This is a genomic window from Mesorhizobium sp. 113-3-9 (assembly GCF_016756515.1).
In the GTDB taxonomy this organism is placed as follows: domain Bacteria; phylum Pseudomonadota; class Alphaproteobacteria; order Rhizobiales; family Rhizobiaceae; genus Mesorhizobium.
Window position 1 is genome coordinate 4911362 of the sequence record NZ_AP023246.1, and the last position, 24797, is coordinate 4936158.

The window sequence follows — 24797 nt, forward strand, 5'->3', positions numbered from 1 at the left end:
AATGGGAACTCTTCCGGCCATCGACGCCGCTGATTGGTACGAGACCATCCGCATGGCCGACGGCGTCACGCTGATCCACGAGCCATGGATCAAGCCGTTCTTCCGCTGCAACATCTGGCATGTGCGCGGCCGCGACCGCGATCTTCTGTTCGACACCGGTCTTGGCCATTTCAGCCTGCGCACGCATGTGCCTCTGGTGAGCGAGCGCAAGCTGACCTGCGTCGCCAGCCACACGCATTTCGACCATATCGGCTGCCATCACGAATTTCCCGACCGCTGCGTGCACCGCGCGGAGGCGGAAATCCTCGCCGATCCGCGCAATGAATGGACAGTGGCCGACCGCTATGCGACCGACGATATGTTCGATCGATTGCCGCGGGGTTGGGAGTCGTCCCGCTACCGGATCCTGCCCGCCCCGGCCGACCGCTTGCTCGAACATGGCGACGTCGTCGATCTCGGCGACCGCGCCTTCGAGGTGATCCACACGCCCGGTCATTCACCCGGCGGCATAGCACTCTACGAGCGAAAGACCGGCATCCTGCTGTCCGGCGACATCATCTATGATGGCCCGCTGATCGACGACGCCTACCACTCGGATGTCCCGGACTATGCGGCGACCCTGCTCGCCATGCGCGACCTTGATGTCTCGGTCGTGCATGGCGGCCATTTTCCGAGCTTCGGCAAGGTGCGCTACCGCCAGCTTGTAGACGAATACCTTGCGCGGAAGCGGCAGGCCGGCTGCCATCTGCGGCGCACCCCTTAGATCGGATCAACGCATCAATTCGAAATGCCGTGGAAATGCCTGATGCAGCAGGAGCAGCATGGTCTTGCGCAGCACATCGGTGTCACGGCTGGAAGGGTTCAGATGATCCCAATACCACGCGCCGTGAACCAGATAATTCAGGCTCTCCGACAAGGTTTGTATGTCGACGCCGGCATAGCCGCCGCTGCGTGAAATCTCGACCAGCAGCTCGCGTGCTTCGGCGGTATAGGCCAGGTCGCTCGGCAGCCCGATTTCATTGTAAATCTGCATGCTCTTGCGGTCGCTGGAGAACACGACAAAGACCGACACCCATTTCGGATGCTGCCGGGCGAAGCGTTGCGCGCAATCGACCGCGCCCAATAACCGTTCAACCGGCGACAGGCCGGGTGCCCGCACCAGCGTGACCCAGAGCGCGTCATACTGATCGCTGAGATATTGCAGCACCGCCCGGAACAGATTCTCCTTGCTGCGGAAATGAAAGACGACCAGCGCGTTGGACGAGCCGACATGTTCGGCAATGCGCTGCATGGTGACGCTCGCCAGGCCCTCCTCCGCGATGAGCTCTATGGTGGCGTCAATGATGCGCTGCACGCTCGCTTCGCCACGCTCGCGCCGACGGTCCCTGGGAGGCGCGGCATCGTTTGCCGCGCCTTTCGTCGCCACAGCCTTGCGTTTCTCCGGCTTTGCGGTTGGCTTGCGTTGCGCCATTTTCGTCAGGCCTTTCGGACCCGCGGCGGAACTATCCGCCGCATAAGTTACTACGGCATATGGTACGCCGACTCATCCCGGAAGTCGCTCAAAGCGCCGGACGTGTCTGCGCGTTTCCATACCATTGGCCCTGAGCCGTTTCATAGGCCAACCCTGCCCGGAAGACATCGGCATCGCTATAGGTGCGGCCGACGATCTGCATGCCAGTCGGCACGCCATTGGCGGCGCGGCCCGACGGTATGGTCAGAACCGGGCAGCGGCTCAGCATGTTGAACGGCGTCGTCATTACCCAGCCCAGCGATGGGTTCACCTCTTTGCCGTTGATCTCGACCTTGTCCCTGGTCTGGTCGAACTCCGCCGGCACCGCGGGAAGCGCGTTCGTCGGGCAGATCAGCACGTCATAGGTCTCGAGCAACGGGCCAAGCGTCTGGTACATCCGTGCCGCCACATCGAGGGTCGCGACAAATTCCGTGGCCTTGGATTTCTGCCCGTCCTCTGCAAACTGCCTGGCATAGCTGGTCATGTCCTTGCCGTGCTTCTTGAGCAGTTGCGACAGGGAGGCGCCGAACAGGTGCTCGAGATAAGCGATGCCGGCCTTGAGCACTTCATCGCCCCAGCCGAGGTCGACCTCCTCGACCGTGGCACCCAGCGAGCGGAACACATCGCAGGCGGCAAGCGTGTTCTTCCGCACGTCGGGATGGACTTCAAAGGAACCGAGATCCATCGACAAGGCGATCTTCCAGCCCTTGATCGGCTTGTAGTCGAGCGGCAGGCGCAGTTTGGGACGCAGCGTGGCGATGTCGAGCGGGCTCGGCCCGGCCATGACATTCTGCAGCAGGATCGCATCCCTGACGTTTCGCGCCAGCGGTCCGGTGTGGCAATAGAAATCGAGGTTGAAGGGGGGCTCGTCCGGATTGCGGCCGTAAGGCGGTTTGAAGCCGACAAGACCGCAGGCCGAGGCGGGAATGCGGATGGACCCGGCGATGTCAGAGCCGGTGGCGATCGACGATGTGCCGGAAGCGAGCGTTGCCGCCGAACCGCCCGACGAGCCGCCTGGCGTGAAATCGCGATTCCATGGGTTGCGGGTGACACCCCACCGCTTCGACCAGGTATAGCCGGCGCAGCTGAATTCCGGTGTCGCCGTGCGGGCATGGACGATGCCGCCAGCCTTCATGATGCGTTCGTTCATGGTCGAGGTATGGCCACCAATGGCGTCCTTCGACAGCAGCGAGCCGTGCGAGGTCGGCTTGCCCTTGATGTAGCTCTCGTCCTTGATACCGATCGGCAGTCCTTCGAGCGCGCCGGTCCTGGCGCCCTTTGCATATTTCGCCTCGGCCTTGGCGGCCAATCCCATCGCTTCCTCGAAATGCGTGAAGGTGTGGCAGTTGATCGCCGATCTGGTGGCTTCGGCACGACTGATGGTGGCCCGCATCAATTCGACGGGCGACAGTTTCTTCGCCTTGAACAGCCGCAGCGCCTCATTGGCCGGCATGTAGCAAAGGTCGAGATCGGACATCGGAAGTCTCCCGCGATCGTGAGATCGCACTTGGCATGAAGGGTTGCCGGACCGCGTGTCGCGGCCCGGTGGCTGTTCGTTGGTGTTGGCGGCGCTATTTCTGGAGGTCGGTCCAGATCTTCGTGTACAGCGCCTGCACATCCGGTGGACAGGCCGGCATGAACTGGCCCTTGGCGGCGAATTCAGCCGGAACCGCCACTTCAGGCGCCGTCTTCATGTCGTCCGGCATGAAAGCCTTGGAGCCTTTGATGCCGTTGGCATAGCGGGCGAAAGCCGAAATCATGGCGGCATTCTTCGGGTCCATGATGAAGTTCTGGAAGAGCTTGGCGTTCTCGACATTCCTGGCGTCCTTGAGGACGGCAACATTGTCCATCCAGATCGGGAAACCTTCCTTGGGATAGCCGTAGACGATCTTGGCGTTCTCGAGCCGCTCGCGCAGCGATATGCCGTTCCAGTTGACGCCGGCTGCAATGTCGCCCCTGCCCAGGCCGTCGACAGCCGCATAGTCCAGCGAAAGCCACTTCGCCTTTGCCTCGACCAGCTTGTCATGCACCTTCTTCAGCACCTGCATGTCGTCGGTGCAGTATTTGCCGCCCTCATAGGCGATGGCGAGAAACATGATGTCACCCATTTCGGGCACGACATTGATCTTGCCGACGAGCTCAGGCGGCGGATCGAGGAAGATCGCTGACGTGTTCGGGTCGCCGGCATAGACCGACTTGTTCACCGAAATGCCTGTCGTGCCCCACTGCCATGGGACTGTGTATTTGCGGCCCGGATCGAAGGGAACATCGACCCATCGCGGATCGACATTCTTGAAGTTCTCCATCTTGTTGGGATCGGTTTCCAGGAGCAGACCTTCGCTGATCCAGATCGGCACGACACTGGCTGACGGCACCACGATGTCATAGCCGGATGCACCCTGGCGGACCTTGGCCAATGCGGTGTCGTTGGAATCGTAGTCCGTTACGGTGACCTTGATCTTGTAGGTCTCCTCGAACTTCTTGATGAGGTCCGGGCTGGTGTAGTTGCCCCAGTTGTAGATGTTGAGTTCGCCATCGGCGCGGGCCACGCCTGTCACGGCAAGCAGCGACAGCCCCAGGGCCGCCGCGGTCAGTTTCCAGTTCATGCTAGTGCTCCCATTGTTGGGACCGGCCGCGTTGCCGCCTCGGTCCGTCTCCTGCTGATGAACAAGCCTGGCGATGCCTTTCGGCCCATGGCGAGCCGACTGGCTGTCAAAATTCCCCTCTTCGCGGCCATTCACTGCGGATACCAGCTGGCCAACTTGGTCGTTTGTTCAAAGCTAGATTATAACTAACTATACAGTCAATATCTTTTCATCAGCATGGCCGCGCCGCTGCCGGTCACCCGGCAGGGTCTACACAGTGAGGAGCGGACGAAGGCAGCGGGACTTCAGCCATCCCTGCTGGCGGGAAGTGAAATCCGATAGTCCGGACCGCGGTTCCTTGGCTTGCGCCACGGCCTCAGACGGTCCTTCAATCTCGTTTGGACAACCGGCTTCTCATAAAGCGGAGCCGACAGGCCGGCGAGCGCATAATAGTCGTCAAGGATGCTGGTCTGCAGCAGACGCTGCTCCTGGGTGAAGAAGCTGAAATGCGCGGCGACCAGATCGCCGAAAACCTTTCCCGGCCGATCGAGCTTCGTTGGCAAGGTCACTGACAGCCATTCCTCCTCGTCATTTCCCGGCGGGAAGAAAAGCTCGCCAATCTCCAGTATATCCGACCCGAAAAACCCGATCGCGTTGATCGAGAAGCGCCCCAGCCTGACTTCCCGGTCGGGCACACGGAAATCACCCAACCGGTTCGTCCGGACAGCCTCGATGAAGACCGGATGAAGCGCCTCTGGAAAGCTTGCATGAGCCCAGGAATAGGGACACATCGCCTGGCAGGTGAGCGGTCCTTCGATCAGAACCCTGGAAAGATTCTTGATCAAGCTGTTGCAGACCGCGTTGTTGATGATGAGCGGCGCATACCAGAGGGCCGCTCCCTTTTCCGCCAAGGCCCGCGCCTTGAATCTGGGAAGGAAGCCCTCCTCCAGAAAAACCACATCATCGTCGAGGCGCAGATAGAGAGCGTCGGCGTCGTCACAGAAGCGAAAGAACCTGCCGATGACATCGATGCTGCCGTCGGCGCTCGGAAGCGTCTTTATCTTGCAGCGCGGATCGCTGGCAGCCAATCGCTGGAGATAGGCCCGGTCGGCTTCGTTGCGGCAATTGTCCCACAGATGCCATTCGTGCACCTCAGGACTTTTCAGAACATGGTGGCTGAGCAGGCGCAGATATTTCTCGCGGCCTGCCGGGGTCACAACAATCAGCTTCATAGTGGTCCGGTCCCGCAATGGTCGCGTGTTCTGATCAGCTTTACAGCCGATGGTGAGCCTAGAACCTATCGTTTGACGAATCCAGATTCCCGCCGAGTGGCAAGATCACGGCGCGTTCCGCTGCCGGAGGCCAATTCCCTCACAGCCCGCAGCCCTTCGCATTCATCCGGCTTTGGTGTAGGGGCTCGCCATGACAGTATTGGACCAAGGCACAAATGCCGACAGTGGGGCCATGACGAACGCTGCCTGCCGCAATCTCGTCGTCGTCAGGGCCGATGACAACTCTCTCCATCGCGGATGGGGGGCGGACGATCCCCGATGTGAATTCGATTTGATCGTCAGCTACTACGGCAGCGAGCCGTCAGCTTTCCGTCTGCCCTGTGAAAACCGTGTCGATTACAAGGGCGGAAAATGGGACGGCATACACGCTCTGTTCTCAGAGCGGCCCGAACTGCTAGATCACTACCGATATATCTGGTTCCCGGACGACGATATCGAGGCCGACCGGGCGACCATCGAAGCTTTGTTCGTCAGTATGCGCCGGTTCGACCTGCACGTCGGCCAGCCGGCACTGACGCTGGATAGCTACTACACCCACCTGCCGTTTCTTCGCTGCAAGAGTTTCGAATTTCGCCTGGTCGACAAGATCGAGGTCATGGCTCCCTGCATAAGGACCGACATCGTGGCCAAGATGCTACCGCTTTTCGAACACTCCATGGGCGGTTTCGGTCTCGACTCCTTGTGGACGCGGCTTGCCGTACGAAACCTTGGAAGATCAGCCGTATTCGACGCCCTACCTGTCCGCCACACGCGGCCAGTGGGAGTTCACCTGGCTACCACGATGCTCGGGTCCGGCCACACGGCGGAGTCGGAACTCCGCCAACTGGGGTTGCGATATGGATTTGGCGAGTTCTTTCCCCTGTCTTACGAGGCCGTTGACCTCAAAGGCAGGCGTTGGCGATCGCGGCCGATTATCGGCTTGCGCATGGTGGCTGACTATGTTCTGGGCCGAAGTGCCTTTCGTCAGGTGCACAAGTGGAAAAGGCGACTTTGGCACCTGCTGCGCAGGCAGTATTCCAAGCCGGTCGAACTGTCTCAGATCAAACTCTAACCATAAGTCGGCAGATCCGCGAATGGACAAGAACCTGCTCAGCGAAGCGGACATTCTCATTGTCGGCGCGGGCTTTTATGGCGCGACGCTCGCCGAGCGCATCGCCACTCAACTCGGCCGGCGCGTGCTGGTGATCGACCGGCGCCGGCATATCGGCGGCAATGCCTACACCGAACAGGATCCCGCCACCGGCGTCGAGATCCACCGCTACGGGCCGCATCTGTTCCACACATCCAACGAAGAGGTCTGGAATTACCTGCGCGCCTTCACCGGCTTCACGGCCTATCGCCACCGTGCGTTTTCGACCTATCGCGACAAGGTCTATCCGCTGCCGATCAACCTTGCCACGATCTGCCAGTTCTTCGGCAAGCGGCTGAGCCCGGACGAGGCGCGCAGCATGATCACAGGACAGGCGGCGGAGCTTGGTGATCGCCCGCCGGCCAATCTCGAGGAAAAGGCGATCTCCCTCGTCGGCCGTCCGCTCTACGAGGCTTTCATCAAAGGCTACACCGCCAAGCAATGGCAGACCGATCCGCGCGAACTGCCGGCGCAGATCATCGCCCGCCTGCCGGTCCGCTATACGTTCGAGGATGGCTACTTCAACGACCGCTTCCAGGGCCAACCGGTGGATGGCTATACGGCGATCTTCGAAAAAATGCTCGCGCACGAGCTCATCGAGACCCGGCTTGGCATCGATTTTTTCGATATCAAACCCTTGCTGCCGAAAGACCTGCCGGTCGTCTACACCGGTCCGATCGACCGGTATTTCGACTATTCGGAGGGCGAGCTCGGCTGGCGGACCATCGACATCGATCTCGAGGTCATGGACACGCCGGATCATCAGGGCACGGCCATCATGAACTATGCCGACGAAGCCGTGCCCTACACCCGCGTGGTCGAATTCCGGCATTTCAATCCGGAACGCCAGCACAAGAGCGACAAGACACTCATCGGCCGCGAGTATTCCCGTTTTGCCGGCCGCGCCGACGAGCCCTACTATCCGATCGACACACGCCGGGATCAGGCGGTTTACCGTCGCTATCTCGAACGGGCGGCCGCCGAGAACAACCTGCATCTCGGCGGACGGTTGGGCACCTACCGGTATCTCGACATGCACCAGGCGATCGGCGCGGCCTTGAAGGCCTTCGAAACCGTGCTTGAACCCTACTTTACCGGCAAGCTCGATTCGGTCTCACGGTCGCAATGACGGGTCGGGCCTGAACGTCAGGCGCTCAGGCTGACGCCACCGATCTGGCGTTAGTCGCAATCTGCCGGCGGAACCATTCGAAGGTGCGCTGGATCCCCTCCTGGTAGCCGGTTTTTGCCTCCCAATCGGGAAGCACCTGTCTTGCCATGGTCAGGTCAGGGCACCGGTTTGTCGGATCCTGCGGGGCAGGCGCATGGTGTTCGATGCGGCTGCCCGGAACAAGCGAACTGACGAATTTCGCGGTCTCGAGAACCGAGACCTCGCGATTGTTGCCGATGTTCAAGGGCCCCCGGTGCGAGATGCCGTCGCGCCAGAAGAACCGCTCCAACCCGTCGACGATATCGTCGATGTAGCCCCAACTGCGCGATTGGGAGCCATCGCCATAGACGGTCAGGATTCCCGTGGTCAGCGCCTGGCAGACAAAATTCGAAACGGCGCGGCCATCATCGATGCGCGTTCGCGGCCCATAGGTGTTGAACAGCCTGACGACGCGCACATCGAGTCCGTTGACGCGTTGTTCTTCGAACAGCAGCGCCTCCGTGCAGCGCTTGCTCTCGTCATAGGAGGCCCGTGGCCCGGTGCAGTCCACGGATCCTCGATAGGTCTCCGGCTGCGGCGAGACCAGGGGATCGCCATAGACTTCCGAAGTCGAGGTGAAGCAGAACCGACCGCCGGGCTTGAGCAGCGACAGAAGATTGAGCGCGCCGCCTATGTTGGCCCTAATCGTGCGCGCCGGCTCGCGCATATACCACACGGGCGAAGCCGGTGACGCCAGATGGATGATCTCGTCAAAATGCCGGCTGGCGGTGAAGCTTTCGGCATCGGCAATCCGCAGGCTGAACCGCGGGTCCGAGACATGGGCAATGTTATCTTGCAATCCGGTCCACAGATTGTCGACGACAACAAGCGTTTCCAGATCATCGCGCCGCAGCAGGCGATCGACAAGATGGGAACCAATGAAGCCGCAGCCACCAGAAACCAACACGCTGCGTGGCATGCCCACTCCCCTCCAGAAACTCTTCGTTCAACGCCCCGGATAGGCCCGTTCCCAGAAACTATGGGAACCATGTCCTATCCAGATCCGAGGGACTTCTAGCAGTGCTTTCATCGATACCGCAATTGCAACGATCAAACTTGTTCCGCGCCAATTGGTGGCCGGCTGTCCGAGGATGAAACCATCGCCGGATATATGGTGCGGATGGGTAAGTGTATTTTCGCGGGTTACAGTGCCTTTTGCGGGCATGGCATTCCCGCGGCATCGCCGCAGCGCGACGCCGTGGGCTGTGGTCTGATGCTCAATTCTTCGGACTGGCGCACAAGCTCGGCGAAGATCAGCGCGAAGCTACCCAGCATGACAAATACGATGATCAGGCGTGTTACCGGCAATATGTCGGCCTCGTCTGGCTGGTGCGTGCCCCCGAAGACCGGAATCATCCAGGAGATCTTGCGCACAAAACAAAAGTGCCACAGCGTCCTCGTGGTCTCCCGAAGGATACAGCGATGCTGCGGGCGCCCCACGCCACCCATGCCGGCTAACATGATCGATCGGGCTTTACGAGAGCTTAAGCCCCCTCTTAACCATCACATTCGCTCAAGCCATGACATCAAGCGCGACCTGCCGGTCCGGGCGATGCCGTCACGGCATGGCCTTGCCGGCTGGCACGATGGCTCCCTTTGCAGACCTACCCGCACCATGCTACCCCGGCGCTGGCGCGGCCAGACCCGCCGCCCGCCAATCGGTCGCGATCGGGGAGCCATGAGCACAGCCGCCAACAGCATCGCCTTCGTCTCGTCCGACACAGCAGACGCCAAGGCGGCGCTGGAGAGCCTGTCGGCGCGCTATGGCCAATGTCCGGTCGCCGATGCCGGGGTAGTCGTAGCTCTGGGCGGCGACGGGTTCCTGCTGCAGACCCTGCGCGACACGATGGGGACTGGGAAGAAGGTCTACGGCATGAACCGTGGCACCATCGGTTTCCTGATGAACGAGTATCGTTCCGGCGGCCTCACCGAACGCATCGCGGCCGCCGTCGCCGAGACGATCCGCCCGCTGGAGATGCAAGCCGTCACCTCGGAGGGTGAAACGGTTTCCGCACTGGCGATCAACGAGGTTGCGCTTTGGCGCCAGTCCTACCAGACGGCCAAGATTCGCATTACCATCGATGAGCAGATACGGCTCGAAGAGCTGAACTGCGATGGCGTGATGATCGCGACGCCGGCCGGATCGACCGCCTACAATCTTTCCGCGCACGGGCCGATCCTGCCGCTCGACGCCCCACTGCTGGCGCTCACGCCGGTCAGCCCGTTTCGCCCGCGCCGCTGGCGTGGCGCATTGCTCTCCAACAAGGCGACCGTGCGCTTCGACATTCTGGAGCCGGAAAAGCGGCCGGTGAACGCCGCCGCCGACCATACGGAGGTCAAGGCGGTGACCTCCGTAACGGTTCGCGAGTCGCCGACAGCAACGGCGACCTTACTGTTCGATCCCAATCATTCCTGGAACGAGCGCATCCTGGCCGAACAGTTCCGTTACTGAGCCGGCACACAGACAAGCGGCCGGATTAGGCATAGCGATTAAGGTTACAAGTTCACAATCGCACCAATCCCGCCCGTTTCTGTTGACAAATCGCGGACTTGCGCCTAATCGCAATGCCAATCTTGCAAGCGCGTGGCGCTTGCCGCGACGAATAACGTTGCGCCTCCCCGAACCAGCCAAAGACAACAACACTTGTCCTCAGACACCACGATCGCTCAAGAAGCGTTGACCTTTTCAGACCTCGGCCTGTCGCCGAAGGTGCTTTCCGCAGTTACCGATGCCGGCTATACGCAGCCGACTCCGATCCAGGCCGGTGCCATCCCACACGCCTTGCTTGGCAAGGACGTGCTGGGCATAGCCCAGACCGGCACCGGCAAGACCGCCTCCTTTGTGCTGCCGATGCTGACCCGGCTGGAAAAGGGGCGCGCCCGCGCCCGTATGCCGCGCACCCTGATCCTGGAGCCGACGCGTGAGCTTGCCGCGCAGGTCGAGGAAAACTTCGTCAAATACGGCAAGAACCACAAGCTCAACATCGCGCTTCTGATCGGCGGCGTATCGTTCGACGAACAGGACAAGAAGCTGGAGCGCGGCGCCGACGTGCTGATCGCGACGCCCGGCCGCCTGCTCGACCACCGCGAGCGCGGCAAGCTTTTGCTCAATGGCGTCGAGATCCTCGTCATCGACGAGGCCGACCGCATGCTCGACATGGGCTTCATTCCCGATATCGAGCGCATCTGCGAGATGATCCCGTTCACCCGGCAGACGCTGTTCTTCTCGGCGACCATGCCGCCGGAAATCACCAAGCTGACGGAGAAATTCCTGCACGCGCCGGTGCGTGTCGAAGTCTCCAAGGCAGCCTCCACCGCCACCAGCATCACCCAGCGGCTGGTGAAGTCCGGTTCGAAGCCGTGGGACAAGCGCGAGACGCTGCGCAACCTGATACGGGCCGAGGACGCGGAGCTGAAGAACGCCATCATCTTCTGCAACCGCAAGGTCGAGGTGTCGGAACTGTTCCGCTCGCTGCTGAAATACGATTTCGATGCCGGCGCCCTGCATGGCGACATGGACCAGCGTGCCCGCATGCAGATGCTCGCCAATTTCCGTGACGGCAAGCTTCGCTATCTCGTGGCTTCGGACGTCGCCGCGCGCGGCCTCGACATCCCCGATGTCAGCCATGTGTTCAACTATGACGTGCCGATCCATGCAGAAGACTATGTCCACCGCATCGGCCGCACCGGACGCGCCGGACGCTCCGGCAAATCCTTCACCATCGCGACCAAGTCCGACACCAAGTATATCGACGCCATCGAACGGCTGATCGGCAACAAGATCGAGTGGCATGACGGTGACCTGTCGACCGTGGTCGCCAGCGAAGGTGAAGACGATGCGCCGCGCCGGGGCAAAGGCGCGCCGCGCCGCGCCGGCCGCAAGGACGATGACCGCAAGGACAGGGGCGAGCGCAAGAAGGGCGGCGAACGTCGCGCCAGACATGGCGAGGAAGAGGCCTCTCCAGTAGTCGCACAGCGGGAACAGCCCGATGTGGCTGAGACGGCCGTCGCCGATATCGGCGAGCGGCGCGCGCGCAAGGATGCGATCCGCTCGGAAAACAGCGAGCGCAAGAGCTCCGCGGATCGTGCGCCGGAACGGGGCGACACCAGGCCGCAGCGCGATGGCAACCGCCCTGCCCGCCACCGGCAGGAAGACAACGACACCACCGTGGGCTTCGGCGACGACATGCCGGCCTTCATGCGCATCGTCGCCAAGGTATAATCCAGACCGCTTTCGAGGGCACGCCGGCCAGCCGGCATGCCCCTGGGCGAACTCCAAACGTGCATCGGTTCGAACCGGCCTGGACGACGCGCTTCATGCATGTCGCCCTGCTGAAACCGCGTCATTGCTGGACGCCATCGGTTGGCCTGGCTCGCCCGTTACATTGGCCCGGGCATCATCTTGGTCGGTTTCTCCAGCATCGGAAACTCGGCCTTGTTGCATTTCACGTTCGGGTTCGTCGGACTGAACATGCCGTTCGGATTATCCCTGAACAGCCAGGCGTGAAGATCGTAGTGGACGAACTCCCTCGGGATGAGCGGATAGTGTCCCTCCATCGGCCCCATGAAGGTCTGGCCAAACAGCTTCGGCGGCTCTTTGGTATCCGGCGTCAGCGGCACCAGCCATTCCACGCCGACCAATTTCAGGCCCTTCCTGGTCGGCTCGTAGATCAGGACGTTGGGCTTCATCGGGTCGAGTTTCTGGCCGACACTTGGGACGTTGACGAAATGGATGCCCATGGCCCCTTTCGGATAAAACATCGCGCCGGATATCTTTTCGCCGCCATAATAGACGCACCCGACGGTCGACAGATAAAGGTCGCGGACAGCTGCGGTATAGTCTTCATACTTGGCCAATGATTTCTTCAAGGCTTCGATGTCGGCCTTGTTGGCTTCTTCGGCTTGGGCCGTGGCAGCATCGAACGATACGCCGAGAAGGCCGGCCAATACGAGGACGCCGCAACGCCCAAGGCGAGCTGTTCTTGTCATGCATTCCTCCCAGATATTTCATCTGGCCGTGCAAGACCGAGGCGGGAAAATGTTTGATTGCGCGGCCAGTTGTACCGCCTCATCCCCTCTGGAACAGCAATGATGCTATTCCTTTCCGGGCCTGTGGGAAAGCTGTTATTTAGAACTAGCTAATTCTCAGGCACGCCAATCTGAGGAGCGCTTAAGTCCCCTCAAACAAAAACGGCCCCCGTGGGGGCCGTTTCGCATTCACTTGCCGAACAATCAGGTGAGCGGCGACAGCTGGATCTCGACGCGCCGGTTCTGGGCGCGGCCTTCGGCCGTCGCGTTGGATGCGATCGGACGCGTCTTGCCGAAGCCGGTGACGGCGAAGCGACGCTGATCGACGCCCTGCCCGGACAGATAGTTGGCGACCGCCAGCGCACGGCGCTGCGACAGATCGAAATTGTGCTGCTCACCGCCCGTCGAATCGGTGTGGCCAAACACATCGACGGTCGTCTGGCGGAACCTCTTCAGCACCAGCGCAACGGAATTCAGCACCGGGTAGAAGCCGGGCTTCACCGCATCCTGATCGACATTGAAGGTGATGTCGGACGGCATGTTGAGGATGATCTGGTCGCCGCTGCGGGTGACGCTGACGCCGGTGCCCTGGAGCTGCCGGCGCAATTCCGCCTCGTTCTGATCCATCGTCGCGCCGATGGCGCCACCGGCCAGCGCACCGATGCCAGCGCCAATCAGCGCGTTGCGGCGGTCATTGCCGCCGGCAAGCAGACCGAGGCTCGCACCTGCCAGGGCGCCGAGACCGGCACCAGCGGCCGTGTTGGAAATCTTCTGGTCGCCCGTATACGGATCGGTGGTGGTGCAGGCGCTCACGAGCAAAGCCGTCGCCATGACGACGAGCACGGTCTTCTTCATAAATGATCCCTCTCCAAGTCGCGCCTTTTTCGACGGCGCCAAATCAACCCTTCCCGCGACTTGTAACATGAATTGCGGCGAAAAGCGGAACAGGAAAAACGCCCGCGACGGCTTTTCCCGGGGTCAGTCACGTGACGAACCGCCTTGGCCGGTTACCAGAGATTCTTGCCGTCAATGACCACCACTTCGACCTTGTCGAGATCGAAATCATCGAACAGCCGCGAATTGATGCTGATCTTGGGATTGTCGAAATCCGGCTCGCCGGTCGACCAATCCGGTGTTTCGGTGAACGTGCCGCAGCCGCAGGTGGTGCAAAAACCATGCTTTACGGTTTTCGAGCCCCACTGATAGAAGGCAACGTTTTTCAGTGGCGTGATGAGCTTGAACTGCGATGGGGTGTAGTAGGCCCAGAGCGAGCCGCGTTTCGAGCAGAACGAACAGGTGCACTGCGTCACCGTCCGCGGTGCCTCTGAAACCTCGAATGTCGTCGCCTTGCAGTGGCAGCTTCCCTTGATGGTCATCGACGTAACCTCTCCGTTGTCCGCCGCCCATGCGGCAGGGCACCATAAAGAAGCGATCCTGACAACTGTCCGTCAGCAGGCTCCACGCCTGATCAGCCGGCCGGAAATCCTAGTAGGACGATGGCGGCACGAACAGGCAGATGGTCTTGCCGGCATCGAGCCCGGCCTCATGCGCGCACCAATGAAATTCGCCGTCGGGCGAATCCTTGATACGTCTGTCGCTGTAAGCCAGCACCTCCCCGGTGTCCTTGATGACATAGCCTTCCGGGCGCTCGCTGATCGAAGTCTGCGACACCTCATGGCAGTCGTAGTTCGCGCAGCAGGCGAACGGATAACTCCAGCCTTGCGGCTTGGCCGCGGTCGGCTTGGCGTCATGCGCCAAGGCAGGCACCGACAGAAGCGCGATCACACACGCCGCGCACAGGGGAATGACAAGCTGGCCAACCGATGGAACGGCGATGGCCGATCTGGAATTGGCGGCAAACATGGGAACGTTCCTTTCAAACGAGGTTCAAGCGTTTCTTGCTTGCCCGTTCCCGGAACGTGTCTTCCCAGCGGCCAAATCGTCAGCAGATATGCCGCGACCGGCCATAAATGCTTTTGTCTCTTCCTGCCCTCGAAGGTGAGCCGAAATGTGAGTCGGCGCAAGAAATTGCTGCATGAGACGCGCAGCTGTTGCCTGGCCGCGCAAGGCAGCGACTACCTGCCGTTAACAGGCAGGGCAGATCTTCGGCGATGGCCCGCTTCCTCCTGAAGAAGGTGCAAGCCATCGCAACCCAGGTCAGTGGCGGACGGGTTAGTCCAGATCCGCCACGGCCTCGCCGGCGCCGCCCTCGATGCGTTGCGACAGCGAGGCTTCCATGAAGTCGTCGAGGTCGCCATCGAGAACGCTTGACGGGCTGGTGCTTTCGACGCCGGTGCGCAGATCCTTGACCAGCTGATAGGGCTGCAACACGTAGGAACGGATCTGGTGGCCCCAACCGATGTCGCTTTTCGAGGCTTCGGTAGCGTTGGCGACGGCCTCACGCTTCTTCAGCTCTTCCTCGTAGAGCCGCGAGCGCAGCATCTCCCAGGCCTTGGCCTTGTTCTTGTGCTGTGAACGCTCAGCCTGGCAGGCGACCGCTATGCCGGTGGCGATATGGGTGATGCGCACTGCCGAATCGGTGGTGTTGACGTGCTGGCCGCCGGAACCCGACGAGCGATAGGTGTCGATGCGCACATCCGATTCCGAAACATCGATCTCGATCCTGTCATCGACGACTGGGTAGACCCAGATGCTGGAGAAGGACGTATGGCGACGCGCATTGCTGTCATAGGGCGAAATGCGCACCAGACGGTGGACGCCCGATTCCGTCTTCAGCCAGCCATAGGCATTGTGGCCCTTGATCAAGAGCGTAGCGGATTTGATGCCGGCCTCTTCGCCATCATGTACTTCCAGCACCTCGACCTTGAAGCGGCGGCGCTCGGCCCAGCGCGTGTACATGCGCAACAGCATCGAGGCCCAGTCCTGGCTCTCGGTGCCGCCGGCGCCGGCATGAACTTCGAGATAGGTGTCGTTGGCGTCGGCTTCACCCGACAGCAGCGTCTCGACCTGGCGGGCCTTCGCCTCGCCCTGCATCGATCGGATCGCCGCTTCGGCCTCGGCGATGACGCCCTCGTCGCCTTCTTCCTCGCCAAGCTCGATCAAGCCGATATTGTCTTCCAGCGCCTGCGTCAGGCCCTTGACCGCCGCGATGCCTTCCTCGAGGCCCTGGCGTTCGCGCATCAGCTTCTGGGCTTCCAGCGGTTCGTTCCAGAGGCTGGCGTCCTCGGCCCGCACATTCAGGTATTCAAGCCGCTTTATGGCCTGATCCCAGTCAAAGATGCCTCCTCAGCAGGGTTATCGCCTGCCTGATCTCGTCGACAATATTCTGCGTTTCCGCGCGCATGGCTTGGTATTTCGTCCTGTTGCTGAAGTGACGCTTGGGTCGGCGCGATACATAGGGACGGCGTCGTCATGTGTAAAGCGAAATGGGCCGGCCCTAGGCCAGCCCAACAGTCGGCATTGAGACCCGTCAGTAGAGGCCGCCGCCGCCGTCCTGGATGGCCTGGTTCGCCTGCGGCGACAGTGCGCCGCCCGATGCGTTGGAGCCGTCGGCACCCATGCCGATCACCCAATAGCTGTCGGCGGGACCGGTGCCCGGCTTGAAGGCCTCGATGATGGTGCCCGGATCGCCCGACGTGGCACGCATGCCGGTCTTGCGGTTGATGGCGATCAGATTCATGCCGTCCGGCACCTTGAAGTCGACATTGGGCGTGCCGTCCAGCGCCACGCGCATGAAGTCCTTGAAGATCGGGGCGGCGAGACCGCCACCGGTGGCGCCATGGCCAAGGCCGCGCGGCGTGTCGTAGCCCATGTACAGGCCGACCACGAGGTTCGGTGTATAGCCGATGAACCAGGCGTCCTTTTCGTCGTTGGTGGTACCGGTCTTGCCGGCGATGTGCCGTCCCAGTTCGCCGATGGTGGCGCCGGTGCCGCGTTGCACCACGCCTTCCATCATCGAGGTGATCTGGTAGGCAGTCATCGGATCGAGCACCTGCTCGGAATTGTCGACCAGTTCCGGTTCCGGCTGATTCTTCCACTCAGGCGCGTTGCAGCCTTCGCAGCCACGCTCATCCTGCTTGAACACGGTCTTGCCGTAGCGATCCTGGATGCGATCGATCAGCGATGGTTTGATCGACTTGCCGCCATTAGCCATGATCGAATAGGCCGAAACCATGCGCATGACGGTCGTCTCGCCGGAGCCCAGCGCCATCGGCAGATACGGCGCCAGATGATCGTAGACGCCGAAGCGCTCGGCATATTCGACGACCAGCTTCATGCCCATGTCGTTGGCAAGCCGCACGGTCATCAGGTTGCGCGACTTCTCGATACCGGAGCGCAGCGTTGCCGGCCCGGCGACGGTGCCGTCATAGTTCTTCGGTGTCCAGGTCGTGTTGCCGCTCTGGATGGTGATCGGTCCGTCCATGATCACCGAGGCCGGCGTATAGCCATTGTCCAGTGCCGCCGAATAGACGATCGGCTTGAACGAGGAGCCCGGCTGGCGCATCGCCTGGGTGGCGCGGTTGAATTCCGACTGCGAATAGGAGAAGCCGCCGACCATGGCCAGCACGCGGCCGGTATGCGGATCCATGGCGATCAGGCCGCCTTCCACCTCGGGAACCTGGCGCAGGCTGTAGGCAGTGTCGGAACCTTCGTTCTTTTGCACGAAGATCACGTCGCCCGGCTTCAGCACGTCGGCCGGCGACTTGGCCTTGACGGTCTTGCCGTCGACCAGATGGCGCATGGCAAAACCCATGTCGTCCTTGCTGACGGTGCCCTCGACGCGTTCCTTGACGATGTCGCCCGACGCCTGACGTGCGGGCTGCAGGCCGATCGACAAACCAGTCGCGGAGCTGTCGAGCACGACGGCCAGCGACCATTCGGGGACGTCTTCCAGGCCCTTGACGGCGCCCAGCGCCACGCCCCAGTCGCCGGATACGTCGATCGTCTTCACCGGCCCGCGATAACCGCGCAGCGTGTCGTATTTCATCAAGCCGTTCTGCATCGCCCTGCGGGCAATGAGCTGGACCTTGGGGTCGAGGGTGGTGCGAATGGAGAGGCCGCCCTCATAGAGCGCATTCTCGCCGTAGCGGGCGATGATCTGCCGACGGACCTCTTCGGTGAAATACTCGCCGGCGAAAAGATAGGAGCCGGCGCGCCGCGGTGAAACGCCAAGCGGCTCGGCCTTGGCCTTGGCACCCTCTTCGGGCGTCACATAACCATTCTCGACCATCTGGCCGATGACCCAGTTGCGCCGCTCGATCGCCCGATCGGCGTGCTTGAAAGGATTGTAGTTGGCCGGACCTTTCGGTAGCGATGCCAGATACGCGGCCTCGGCCACGGTCAGTTCGTTCACCGATTTGTCGAAATAGGTCAGAGCGGCGCCGGCCACGCCATAGGCGTTGAAGCCGAAGAAAATCTCGTTGAGATAGAGTTCGAGGATGCGGTCCTTCGGGTAAGCCTGTTCGATGCGGAAGGAAAGGATGGCCTCCTTGACCTTGCGTTCCAGGGAGCGCTCGTTGGTGAGCAGGAAGTTCTTGGCAACCTGCTGGGTGATCGTCGAACCACCCTGCATCGGTCCACCCGAAACGTAAGTGAGCACCGCTCTACCCAACCCCGTTATGTCGACACCAGGATGGCTGTAGAAGTTCTTGTCCTCAGCGGACAGGAAGGCCGCCTTGACACGGTCCGGGATCGCCTGGATCGGCAGATACAGGCGCCGTTCGCGCGCATACTCCGCCATCAGCGAGCCGTCCGAGGCATGGATGCGGGTGGTGACCGGCGGCTCGTATTTGGCGAGCACTTCGTAGTCGGGCAGATCCTTTGCGACATGGCCGATGTACAGGGCAACGCCCGCCGCGACCAGAAGGGCCAGCGTCGTGCCGATGCCGAAGAAGTAGCCAATGAGACGAATCATACCCGCTCCAGTCCTTGGTCGGGAATTTCCTAAACGAAGCCGCCTTCCACGCAAGCTTTCGAACCGGTCCCAATCCGTAATCGAAAACCCATGTCGCCACCATGTGGACAAAATACGGCAAGGCTTGCTTTCATGACCTCGAGCCAGAAATAAAGGCACCGGGTGTTGTCATCCAGCAACGCCGCCTTAGGTTGCAGGCGCCGCCAGGCATGTCAACCTCCGGTCCCCGTTCCGGCACGGGCGGAAGCGAACAGCGCAACGGCGTTGGTGATGCTTTGTGCGGCCTTGCCGCGCCATTCGGCGTCGAGCAGTTGCGCCTCGTCCTTGGCATTCGAGAGATAGCCGAGTTCGACCAGCACGGATGGCACGTCCGGCGCCTTCAGCACCTTGAATCCCGCCGAACGCTGCGGATTGTTGATGAGGCCGACGCTGGTCGAAAGCTGGCCGACCAGCGTGTGGGCGAAACTCATCGAGAAGGTGTGCGTCTCGCGGCGGATCAGGTCGATCAGGATGTCAGTCACTTCCTTGTTATCGTCCTTGATGACCATACCGGCAAACTGGTCCGAGAGATTCTCGCGGTCGGCAAGCGCCTGCGCCTCGGGATCGGATGCCTTGTCGGAGACCGTATATACGGTGGCGCCGCGGATGCCCTTGACGCTGATCGTATCGGCATGGATCGAAATCAGCAGATCGGCCTCATGCTGGCGGGCAATGCGCACACGGTCGTCCAGACGCAGATACTCATCGGTGTCGCGCGTCATGAAGACATCGTATTTGCCGATCGCCGTGAGCTTGTCGCGCAGCTCCGTGGCGAAGGCCAGCGTCACGTTCTTCTCGATCGTACCGTTCAGACCCTCGGCTCCGCCGTCGACGCCGCCATGGCCGGGATCGATGACGACGGTGAAGCGATGGCCCGGATTGGAGACCGGCCCGGTGCCGACCCTCCCGCCCTTGTCGGTTGAAACCGTCGAGCCGGTGGTCAGCGCCTGGTTGGCAAGGGCGGCGTCGAACTCACGTTCGGAGGCGGCCGACATGTCGATGGCAATGCGGTAGCCGGTTCCGTCTTCATTCTTGAGCACATCCAGCTTGTCGACCGCGAACGGTCCCTTGCCGGTGAGGATCAGCCGAGAAACGCCCTCTCCGAGCTCGCCCAGGCGCACACTCTTGACCAGGCCGCGCGGCTTCAAGTCCTTGGCGTCGATCGCCAGCCTGGTATTCGCCAGATCGATGACCAGGCGATTGGGTCCGCGCAGCAGGAACCACTTGATGTCAGGCTCGCGATCGAAATCCACGACGATGCGCATCTTGGTGGCATCGCCCGCCATCTTGTAGCCTTTGGCCACGAGCGGCGCGTCGGCGGCATTGGCAACGGAGGAAAGCGACTGTGAAATCACGACCAGCAGCAGGAGACAGAAGGCGCCGAGAATCCGGCCGCCAACACGACATCCCTTGTCTGTGAAGTCTGCCAATCCCATCTCTCTTCCAGTCGCTCCTGGTTTGGCGCCAGGCGCCCGCTCGTTTCGTCGAAGTGCCGGTTAGGCCGCGAACTCGATTAACGATTGGTATCCAGAGAAGGTTAACCAAGCCTTTTCACGCAAGGATCGGAACCAGGCTTACGTTACGGAACTGCTTTTTGCCGGCATCGGAAATCGGGGTTGCCTTCCACCCCGCCAAATCATAAAAGCGATAGTGGATCACTGCAATCCTGGAACCGCCCTCCTCCGCAGCTTCCTGCTACAGGGTTAGATGAAAGGCGGCTCCTTTCGCTTCACGCGAAAAGGCTTCAAGTGATTGCGACGAATTTCGCAGGTGTGCTCCCGTGGCGGGGGAATCGCCTGCGTGAGGAAAACGGCCGGGTTTGTTCCCGTGCCGGCTCTGTACGAGCAAACAAGCTGGTCCGGTTTCCGGGCTTTGGTTCAAAAGGTTCTGCTGGTGACGATGGCTTCAAGCGCAATCATGGAAAGGTCCGCATCAAACCGCGCCAGTATGGCTGCGGGCGGCACCGCCATGACACGCAGGCACCGTCCGGCGGACATTCAATTATCCGGCACCCACTCTCATCCAGACACACAGCAGCGGGTTTTACCCCGCCAGCTGCGGCTGACGGCTGCCGGGGGGAAACGAAATAATGCCCAACAAAATGCTGATAGACGCCTCCCACCCGGAGGAAACACGAGTTGTCGTCGTACGCGGTAACCGTATCGAAGAATTCGACTTTGAATCCCAGGACAAGAAGCAGCTCAAAGGAAACATCTACCTCGCCCGCGTAACGCGCGTCGAACCCTCCCTTCAGGCAGCCTTTGTCGAATATGGCGGCAACCGTCACGGTTTTCTCGCCTTCAGTGAAATACACCCCGACTACTACCAGATCCCGGTCGCCGACCGTCAGGCACTGCTGCGCGCCGAAGCGCAGGAGGCCGAGGACGAAGAGGACGAGGACGGCGACGGCGATGACCGCCAGAGCCGCGATCGCGGCCGGCGCGGGCGCCGGCGCGGCGGCAAGAGCCGTGACCGGGCCGAGCACAAGCGCGATGCGAGCGAGGCAGGCGAAGGCTCCGGCGAGCCGAGTGAAGGCGGCGACAATGGCGACATCGTTGTCGAAGAGATCTCCCACACCTCCCAGATCATCGAACACGCAGCCGACACGTCAGAACATTCAGATACGTCGGAGCATGCCGATACGTCCGGCCACGATGAAGGTTCCACCGAGCAGGACGAAGCCGAAACCCGCGAGGGCGGCCCGACATCGATAGCCGCCGCTGTCGAAGGCGATGTGGTTTCCGAACCTGTCCCGCAGACAGAACAGGGCACTGAAGCAACGTCCGGCGACAATGACCGCGGCATGCTGGAGGAAGTACAGTCCTCGCATCCGGATGACCACGAGGTCGAATCGGTCGGCGCCGAGGATGCGCTGGAAGAAGTGCGCAATCGCCGCAAGCCCGTGCGCCGCCAGTACAAGATCCAGGAAGTGATCAAGCGCCGGCAGATCCTGCTGGTGCAGGTCGTCAAGGAAGAGCGCGGCAACAAGGGCGCCGCCCTCACCACCTATCTGTCTCTTGCCGGCCGCTATTCGGTGCTGATGCCCAACACGGCACGCGGCGGCGGCATTTCCCGCAAGATCACCAGCGCGGTCGACCGCAAGCGCCTGAAGGAGGTTGTCGCTGATCTCGAAGTGCCGCAAGGCATGGGCGTCATCCTGCGCACCGCCGGCGAGAGCCGCACCAAGGCCGAGATCAAGCGCGACTATGAATATCTGATGCGGCTGTGGGAGAACGTGCGCAATCTCACGCTCCAGTCCACCGCCCCTGCCCTCGTCTATGAGGAAGGCAGCCTGATCAAGCGTTCGGTACGCGACCTCTACAACAAGGACATCGACGAGATCCTTGTCTCGGGCGAGGAAGGCTATCGCGAGGCCAAGGACTTCATGCGTATGCTGATGCCGAGCCACGCCAAGGTGGTTCAGCCGTTCCGCGACACGACGCCGATCTTCGTGCGCAACGGTATCGAGGCGCAGCTCGACCGCATGCTGCAGCCGCAGGTGACGCTGAAGAGCGGCGGCTACATCATCATCAACCAGACCGAGGCGCTGGTTGCCATCGACGTCAATTCGGGGCGCTCCACCAAGGAGCACTCGATCGAGGACACGGCACTCCACACCAATCTGGAAGCGGCCGAAGAGGTTGCCCGCCAGCTCAGGCTTCGCGATCTCGCCGGCCTGATCGTCATCGACTTCATCGACATGGAGGAGAACCGCAACAACCGCTCCGTCGAGAAGCGGCTGAAGGATCACCTCAAGAACGATCGTGCGCGTATCCAGGTCGGCCGCATCTCGCATTTCGGCCTGATGGAGATGTCACGCCAGCGCATCCGCGCCAGCGTGCTCGAATCCACCATGAAGCCCTGCCCGCATTGCGGCGGCACCGGCCATGTCAGGTCCGATTCGTCGGTCGCGCTGATGGTGGTGCGGGCGATCGAGGAATTCCTGCTCAAGGATTCGCGCAGCCACATCACGGTCCGCACGCCGGCCGCGACCGCGCTCTACGTGCTCAACCACAAGCGCGGTACGTTGGTGGAACTGGAAAGCCGCTTCGGCCTGACCATCACCATCGAGGCCGACGACACGGTCGGCGCGCAGCACTATGCGATCTTCCGCGGCGCCCTGGCTGAAAAGCCCGAGGGCTTTGTAGAGGTGCGCAGCCTGCCGGCCTATGTCGAGCCGGAAGAGCCCGAGGACGAGATTGTCGTCGTCGAGGAAGATGACGAGGTATCGGTCCAGGCCGAGCAGCCACGCCAGCAGCCGCAGCAAAACCAGCAGCCGCGGCCTGTCGGTGGCGAGGACGGCGAAGGCCGCGACCGCAAGCGCCGCAAGCGCCGCAGACGTCGCGGCGGCCGGGATCGCGATCGCGAACATGGCGCTCCTACGGATGGCTCATCCACCTCGGCTCCGGCCGGCGATTTCGCCGAATCGGCAAACGCGGCGGACGATGACGACACCGAAACGGACGACGCCGCTCCGATCGCCGCCAGCGCCTCCGATGAGGCGGCGCAGGCTTCGGATGACGGCCAGGGCAAGAAGCGTCGGCGCGGCAAGCGCGGCGGCAAGCGCAACCGTCGCGAAGACGGCGAAGGCGAGGCCGAGGCAAGTGCCGGCGAAACGACCGAGCCTTCCGAAGCTGATGCTTCCGAGAGCGAGCCTGCCTCGATCGAGCCGGTGGCTGTTGCTGCTGTGGCGGAAGAGCCGGTAGCCGCGGTGAGCGAAGAGGTGCCGAGCACCGAGAAGCCCAAGAAGCCGCGTCGCGCAGCCAAGCCGAAGAAGGCAGCCGCCGAGGCCGCCGTCGAGACGGCCGTTGTCGAAGCGGCTGTGGAAACGCCGGCCGAGGCTCCCGCGGCGGTCGCCGAGGAACCTGCGATTGCGGCCGTCAAGGAACAGCCCTCGAAGGCCCGGCCGTCACGACGCAAGCCAGCGGCGATCGATGCACCGGTCGTGCCTGTGGTTTCCTCGACCGTCGCCAGTGAGCCGGAAGCCAAGACCGAAGAAAAGCCGAAGCGTGCCGGCTGGTGGCAGCGGAAAGGTTTTTTCTAAGCCTTTCAACTGGTTGAAGTAATTTTTTGATAAGAAAATCCCGCGCCGATCGAAGGATGGCGCGGGATTTTTCATGTCAGGTGTTCCCACAGTGCGAGAAATGGGGAAACCGTCCCACACTTTTCCTGGAATTGCGCTAAGGCGCGAAAATCGACCAATTCATCATCCTGGCCAGCTTCTCCAAGGCGATCGAACCCAGCTTGGAATTGCCATTGGCGTTGAGGCCGGGCGACCAGACGGCAAGCGAGGCGACACCCGGAACGATGCCCAATATGCCGCCGCCGACGCCGCTTTTTCCCGGAATGCCGACACGGAAGGCGAAATCGCCGGATCCGTCATAGTGGCCGCAGGTCAGCATCATGGCACCGATGCGCCGCGCGCGCTCCGCCGATACCACGGAATGGCCGGTCGCCGGGTTCTTGCCGCCATTGGCAAGGAAGCGGCCGGACATCGCCAGTTGCCGGCAACTCATGGCAATGGCGCAATGGTGGAAATAGACGCCGAGCGCCAGTTCCGGTGCATGATGAAGATTGCCGAAGGATTTCATGTAGTTGGCCAGCGCGAAGTTGCGATAGCCGGTGGCGCGTTCGGACGCCGCCACCTCGCGGTCGATGATGATGGTCTCGTCGTCGGCGAGGAACTGGATGAAGCGCAGGATCTCGCCGATCGCCTCGCGCGGCTGATGGCCGGCAAGCAGGATATCGGAGATGACGATGGCGCCGGCATTGATGAACGGATTGCGCGGAATGCCGTTCTCGTGCTCGAGTTGGACGATCGAGTTGAACGGATTGCCCGACGGCTCGCGTCCAACCCGTTTCCATAGCGCGTCGCCGACATTGCCGAGCGCCAGCGTCAATGTGAACACCTTCGAGATGCTCTGGATGGAAAAAGGCTGGTCGGCATCGCCCGCCGTCAGCACACGACCGTCATTGGTGACGGCGGCAATGCCGAACTTCCTTGGATCGACCTTGCCCAATTGAGGAATGTAGGTCGCGACATCGCCGCGATCGGTGCGCTCAGCCATTTCGGCCGCGACCTCGGCCAATGCCTGATCAAGTTTGGGGGCCTGTTCGAGTTCCGGCATGGCG

The 24797-nt window shown here is 61.7% G+C and carries 20 protein-coding genes; 6 read left to right on the forward strand and 14 right to left on the reverse strand.

Features of this window, described 5'->3' with window-relative positions; translation table 11 throughout:
- Window position 1: 1 nt before the first annotated feature.
- A complete protein-coding gene (locus MesoLj_RS24035; protein WP_202322806.1) occupies window positions 2-763 on the forward strand; it encodes an MBL fold metallo-hydrolase in 762 nt (253 codons plus the stop codon).
- A gap of 6 nt (window positions 764-769) precedes the next feature.
- Here the strand turns inward: MesoLj_RS24035 and MesoLj_RS24040 are convergent, their stop codons facing one another.
- The 4 genes from MesoLj_RS24040 to MesoLj_RS24055 all read right to left on the reverse strand — a co-directional run bounded on the left by MesoLj_RS24040 (window position 770) and on the right by MesoLj_RS24055 (window position 5327).
- Entirely contained in the window at window positions 770-1471 is a 702-nt protein-coding gene (locus MesoLj_RS24040; protein ID WP_172373935.1) for a TetR/AcrR family transcriptional regulator, read from the reverse strand.
- Window positions 1472-1559: 88 nt separating this feature from the next.
- On the reverse strand, window positions 1560-2987 hold the full coding sequence (locus MesoLj_RS24045; protein ID WP_202322807.1) for an amidase: 1428 nt from the start codon (window positions 2985-2987) through the stop codon (window positions 1560-1562).
- Between the two features lie 94 nt (window positions 2988-3081).
- Window positions 3082-4116, reverse strand: a complete 1035-nt coding sequence (locus MesoLj_RS24050; RefSeq protein WP_202322808.1) for an extracellular solute-binding protein — start codon at window positions 4114-4116, stop codon at window positions 3082-3084.
- Window positions 4117-4400: 284 nt separating this feature from the next.
- A complete protein-coding gene (locus MesoLj_RS24055) occupies window positions 4401-5327 on the reverse strand; it encodes a hypothetical protein (RefSeq protein ID WP_202322809.1) in 927 nt (308 codons plus the stop codon).
- 190 nt (window positions 5328-5517) lie between these two features.
- Between MesoLj_RS24055 and MesoLj_RS24060 the strand changes: the two genes are divergently transcribed.
- Window positions 5518-6438: a hypothetical protein gene (locus tag MesoLj_RS24060; RefSeq protein WP_202322810.1), complete on the forward strand. Its 921-nt coding sequence runs from the start codon at window positions 5518-5520 to the stop codon at window positions 6436-6438.
- Between the two features lie 22 nt (window positions 6439-6460).
- On the forward strand, window positions 6461-7645 hold the full coding sequence (gene glf / locus MesoLj_RS24065) for a UDP-galactopyranose mutase (RefSeq protein ID WP_202322811.1): 1185 nt from the start codon (window positions 6461-6463) through the stop codon (window positions 7643-7645).
- 25 nt (window positions 7646-7670) lie between these two features.
- Here the strand turns inward: glf and MesoLj_RS24070 are convergent, their stop codons facing one another.
- The gene (locus tag MesoLj_RS24070; protein ID WP_202322812.1) at window positions 7671-8642 is read right to left on the reverse strand and encodes an NAD-dependent epimerase/dehydratase family protein; all 972 of its coding nucleotides are present in this window, start codon (window positions 8640-8642) and stop codon (window positions 7671-7673) included.
- 224 nt (window positions 8643-8866) lie between these two features.
- Window positions 8867-9184 (reverse strand): hypothetical protein, encoded by a 318-nt coding sequence (locus MesoLj_RS24075; RefSeq protein ID WP_244735154.1) that lies wholly within the window; start codon window positions 9182-9184, stop codon window positions 8867-8869.
- 217 nt (window positions 9185-9401) lie between these two features.
- On the opposite strand from MesoLj_RS24075, the gene MesoLj_RS24080 reads away from it, so the two are divergent.
- Window positions 9402-10175, forward strand: coding sequence for an NAD kinase (locus MesoLj_RS24080; protein ID WP_056566482.1), 774 nt, complete (start codon window positions 9402-9404; stop codon window positions 10173-10175).
- 192 nt (window positions 10176-10367) lie between these two features.
- Window positions 10368-11945: a DEAD/DEAH box helicase gene (locus MesoLj_RS24085; protein ID WP_202322813.1), complete on the forward strand. Its 1578-nt coding sequence runs from the start codon at window positions 10368-10370 to the stop codon at window positions 11943-11945.
- Between the two features lie 158 nt (window positions 11946-12103).
- On the opposite strand, the gene MesoLj_RS24090 is transcribed toward MesoLj_RS24085, so the two are convergent.
- The 7 genes from MesoLj_RS24090 to MesoLj_RS24120 form a co-directional block, all read right to left on the reverse strand.
- Complete coding sequence (locus MesoLj_RS24090; protein ID WP_202322814.1) at window positions 12104-12712, reverse strand: hypothetical protein; 609 nt, start codon at window positions 12710-12712, stop codon at window positions 12104-12106.
- Between the two features lie 243 nt (window positions 12713-12955).
- Window positions 12956-13606 carry an OmpA family protein gene (locus tag MesoLj_RS24095; RefSeq protein ID WP_140767714.1) on the reverse strand — a complete coding sequence of 217 codons (651 nt, stop codon included), beginning with the start codon at window positions 13604-13606 and terminating at the stop codon, window positions 12956-12958.
- 152 nt (window positions 13607-13758) lie between these two features.
- Window positions 13759-14127: a GFA family protein gene (locus MesoLj_RS24100; protein WP_202322815.1), complete on the reverse strand. Its 369-nt coding sequence runs from the start codon at window positions 14125-14127 to the stop codon at window positions 13759-13761.
- A 109-nt stretch (window positions 14128-14236) separates the two neighbouring features.
- Entirely contained in the window at window positions 14237-14614 is a 378-nt protein-coding gene (locus MesoLj_RS24105; protein WP_056566494.1) for a hypothetical protein, read from the reverse strand.
- Between the two features lie 309 nt (window positions 14615-14923).
- Window positions 14924-16055, reverse strand: a protein-coding gene (gene prfB, locus MesoLj_RS24110; protein WP_096445560.1) for a peptide chain release factor 2 whose coding sequence is annotated in 2 segments (ribosomal slippage) — window positions 14924-15988 and window positions 15990-16055 — 1131 coding nt in all. Because the reading frame shifts where the segments join, the coding sequence is not laid out codon by codon here.
- 126 nt (window positions 16056-16181) lie between these two features.
- Window positions 16182-18626: a penicillin-binding protein 1A gene (locus tag MesoLj_RS24115; protein WP_202322816.1), complete on the reverse strand. Its 2445-nt coding sequence runs from the start codon at window positions 18624-18626 to the stop codon at window positions 16182-16184.
- Between the two features lie 212 nt (window positions 18627-18838).
- On the reverse strand, window positions 18839-20101 hold the full coding sequence (locus MesoLj_RS24120) for an N-acetylmuramoyl-L-alanine amidase (RefSeq protein ID WP_202322817.1): 1263 nt from the start codon (window positions 20099-20101) through the stop codon (window positions 18839-18841).
- A 653-nt stretch (window positions 20102-20754) separates the two neighbouring features.
- On the opposite strand from MesoLj_RS24120, the gene MesoLj_RS24125 reads away from it, so the two are divergent.
- Window positions 20755-23709, forward strand: a complete 2955-nt coding sequence (locus MesoLj_RS24125; protein ID WP_202322818.1) for an Rne/Rng family ribonuclease — start codon at window positions 20755-20757, stop codon at window positions 23707-23709.
- 136 nt (window positions 23710-23845) lie between these two features.
- Here MesoLj_RS24125 and MesoLj_RS24130 read toward each other — a convergent pair whose 3' ends face one another.
- Complete coding sequence (locus MesoLj_RS24130) at window positions 23846-24793, reverse strand: glutaminase (RefSeq protein WP_140767719.1); 948 nt, start codon at window positions 24791-24793, stop codon at window positions 23846-23848.
- Window positions 24794-24797: the final 4 nt, after the last annotated feature.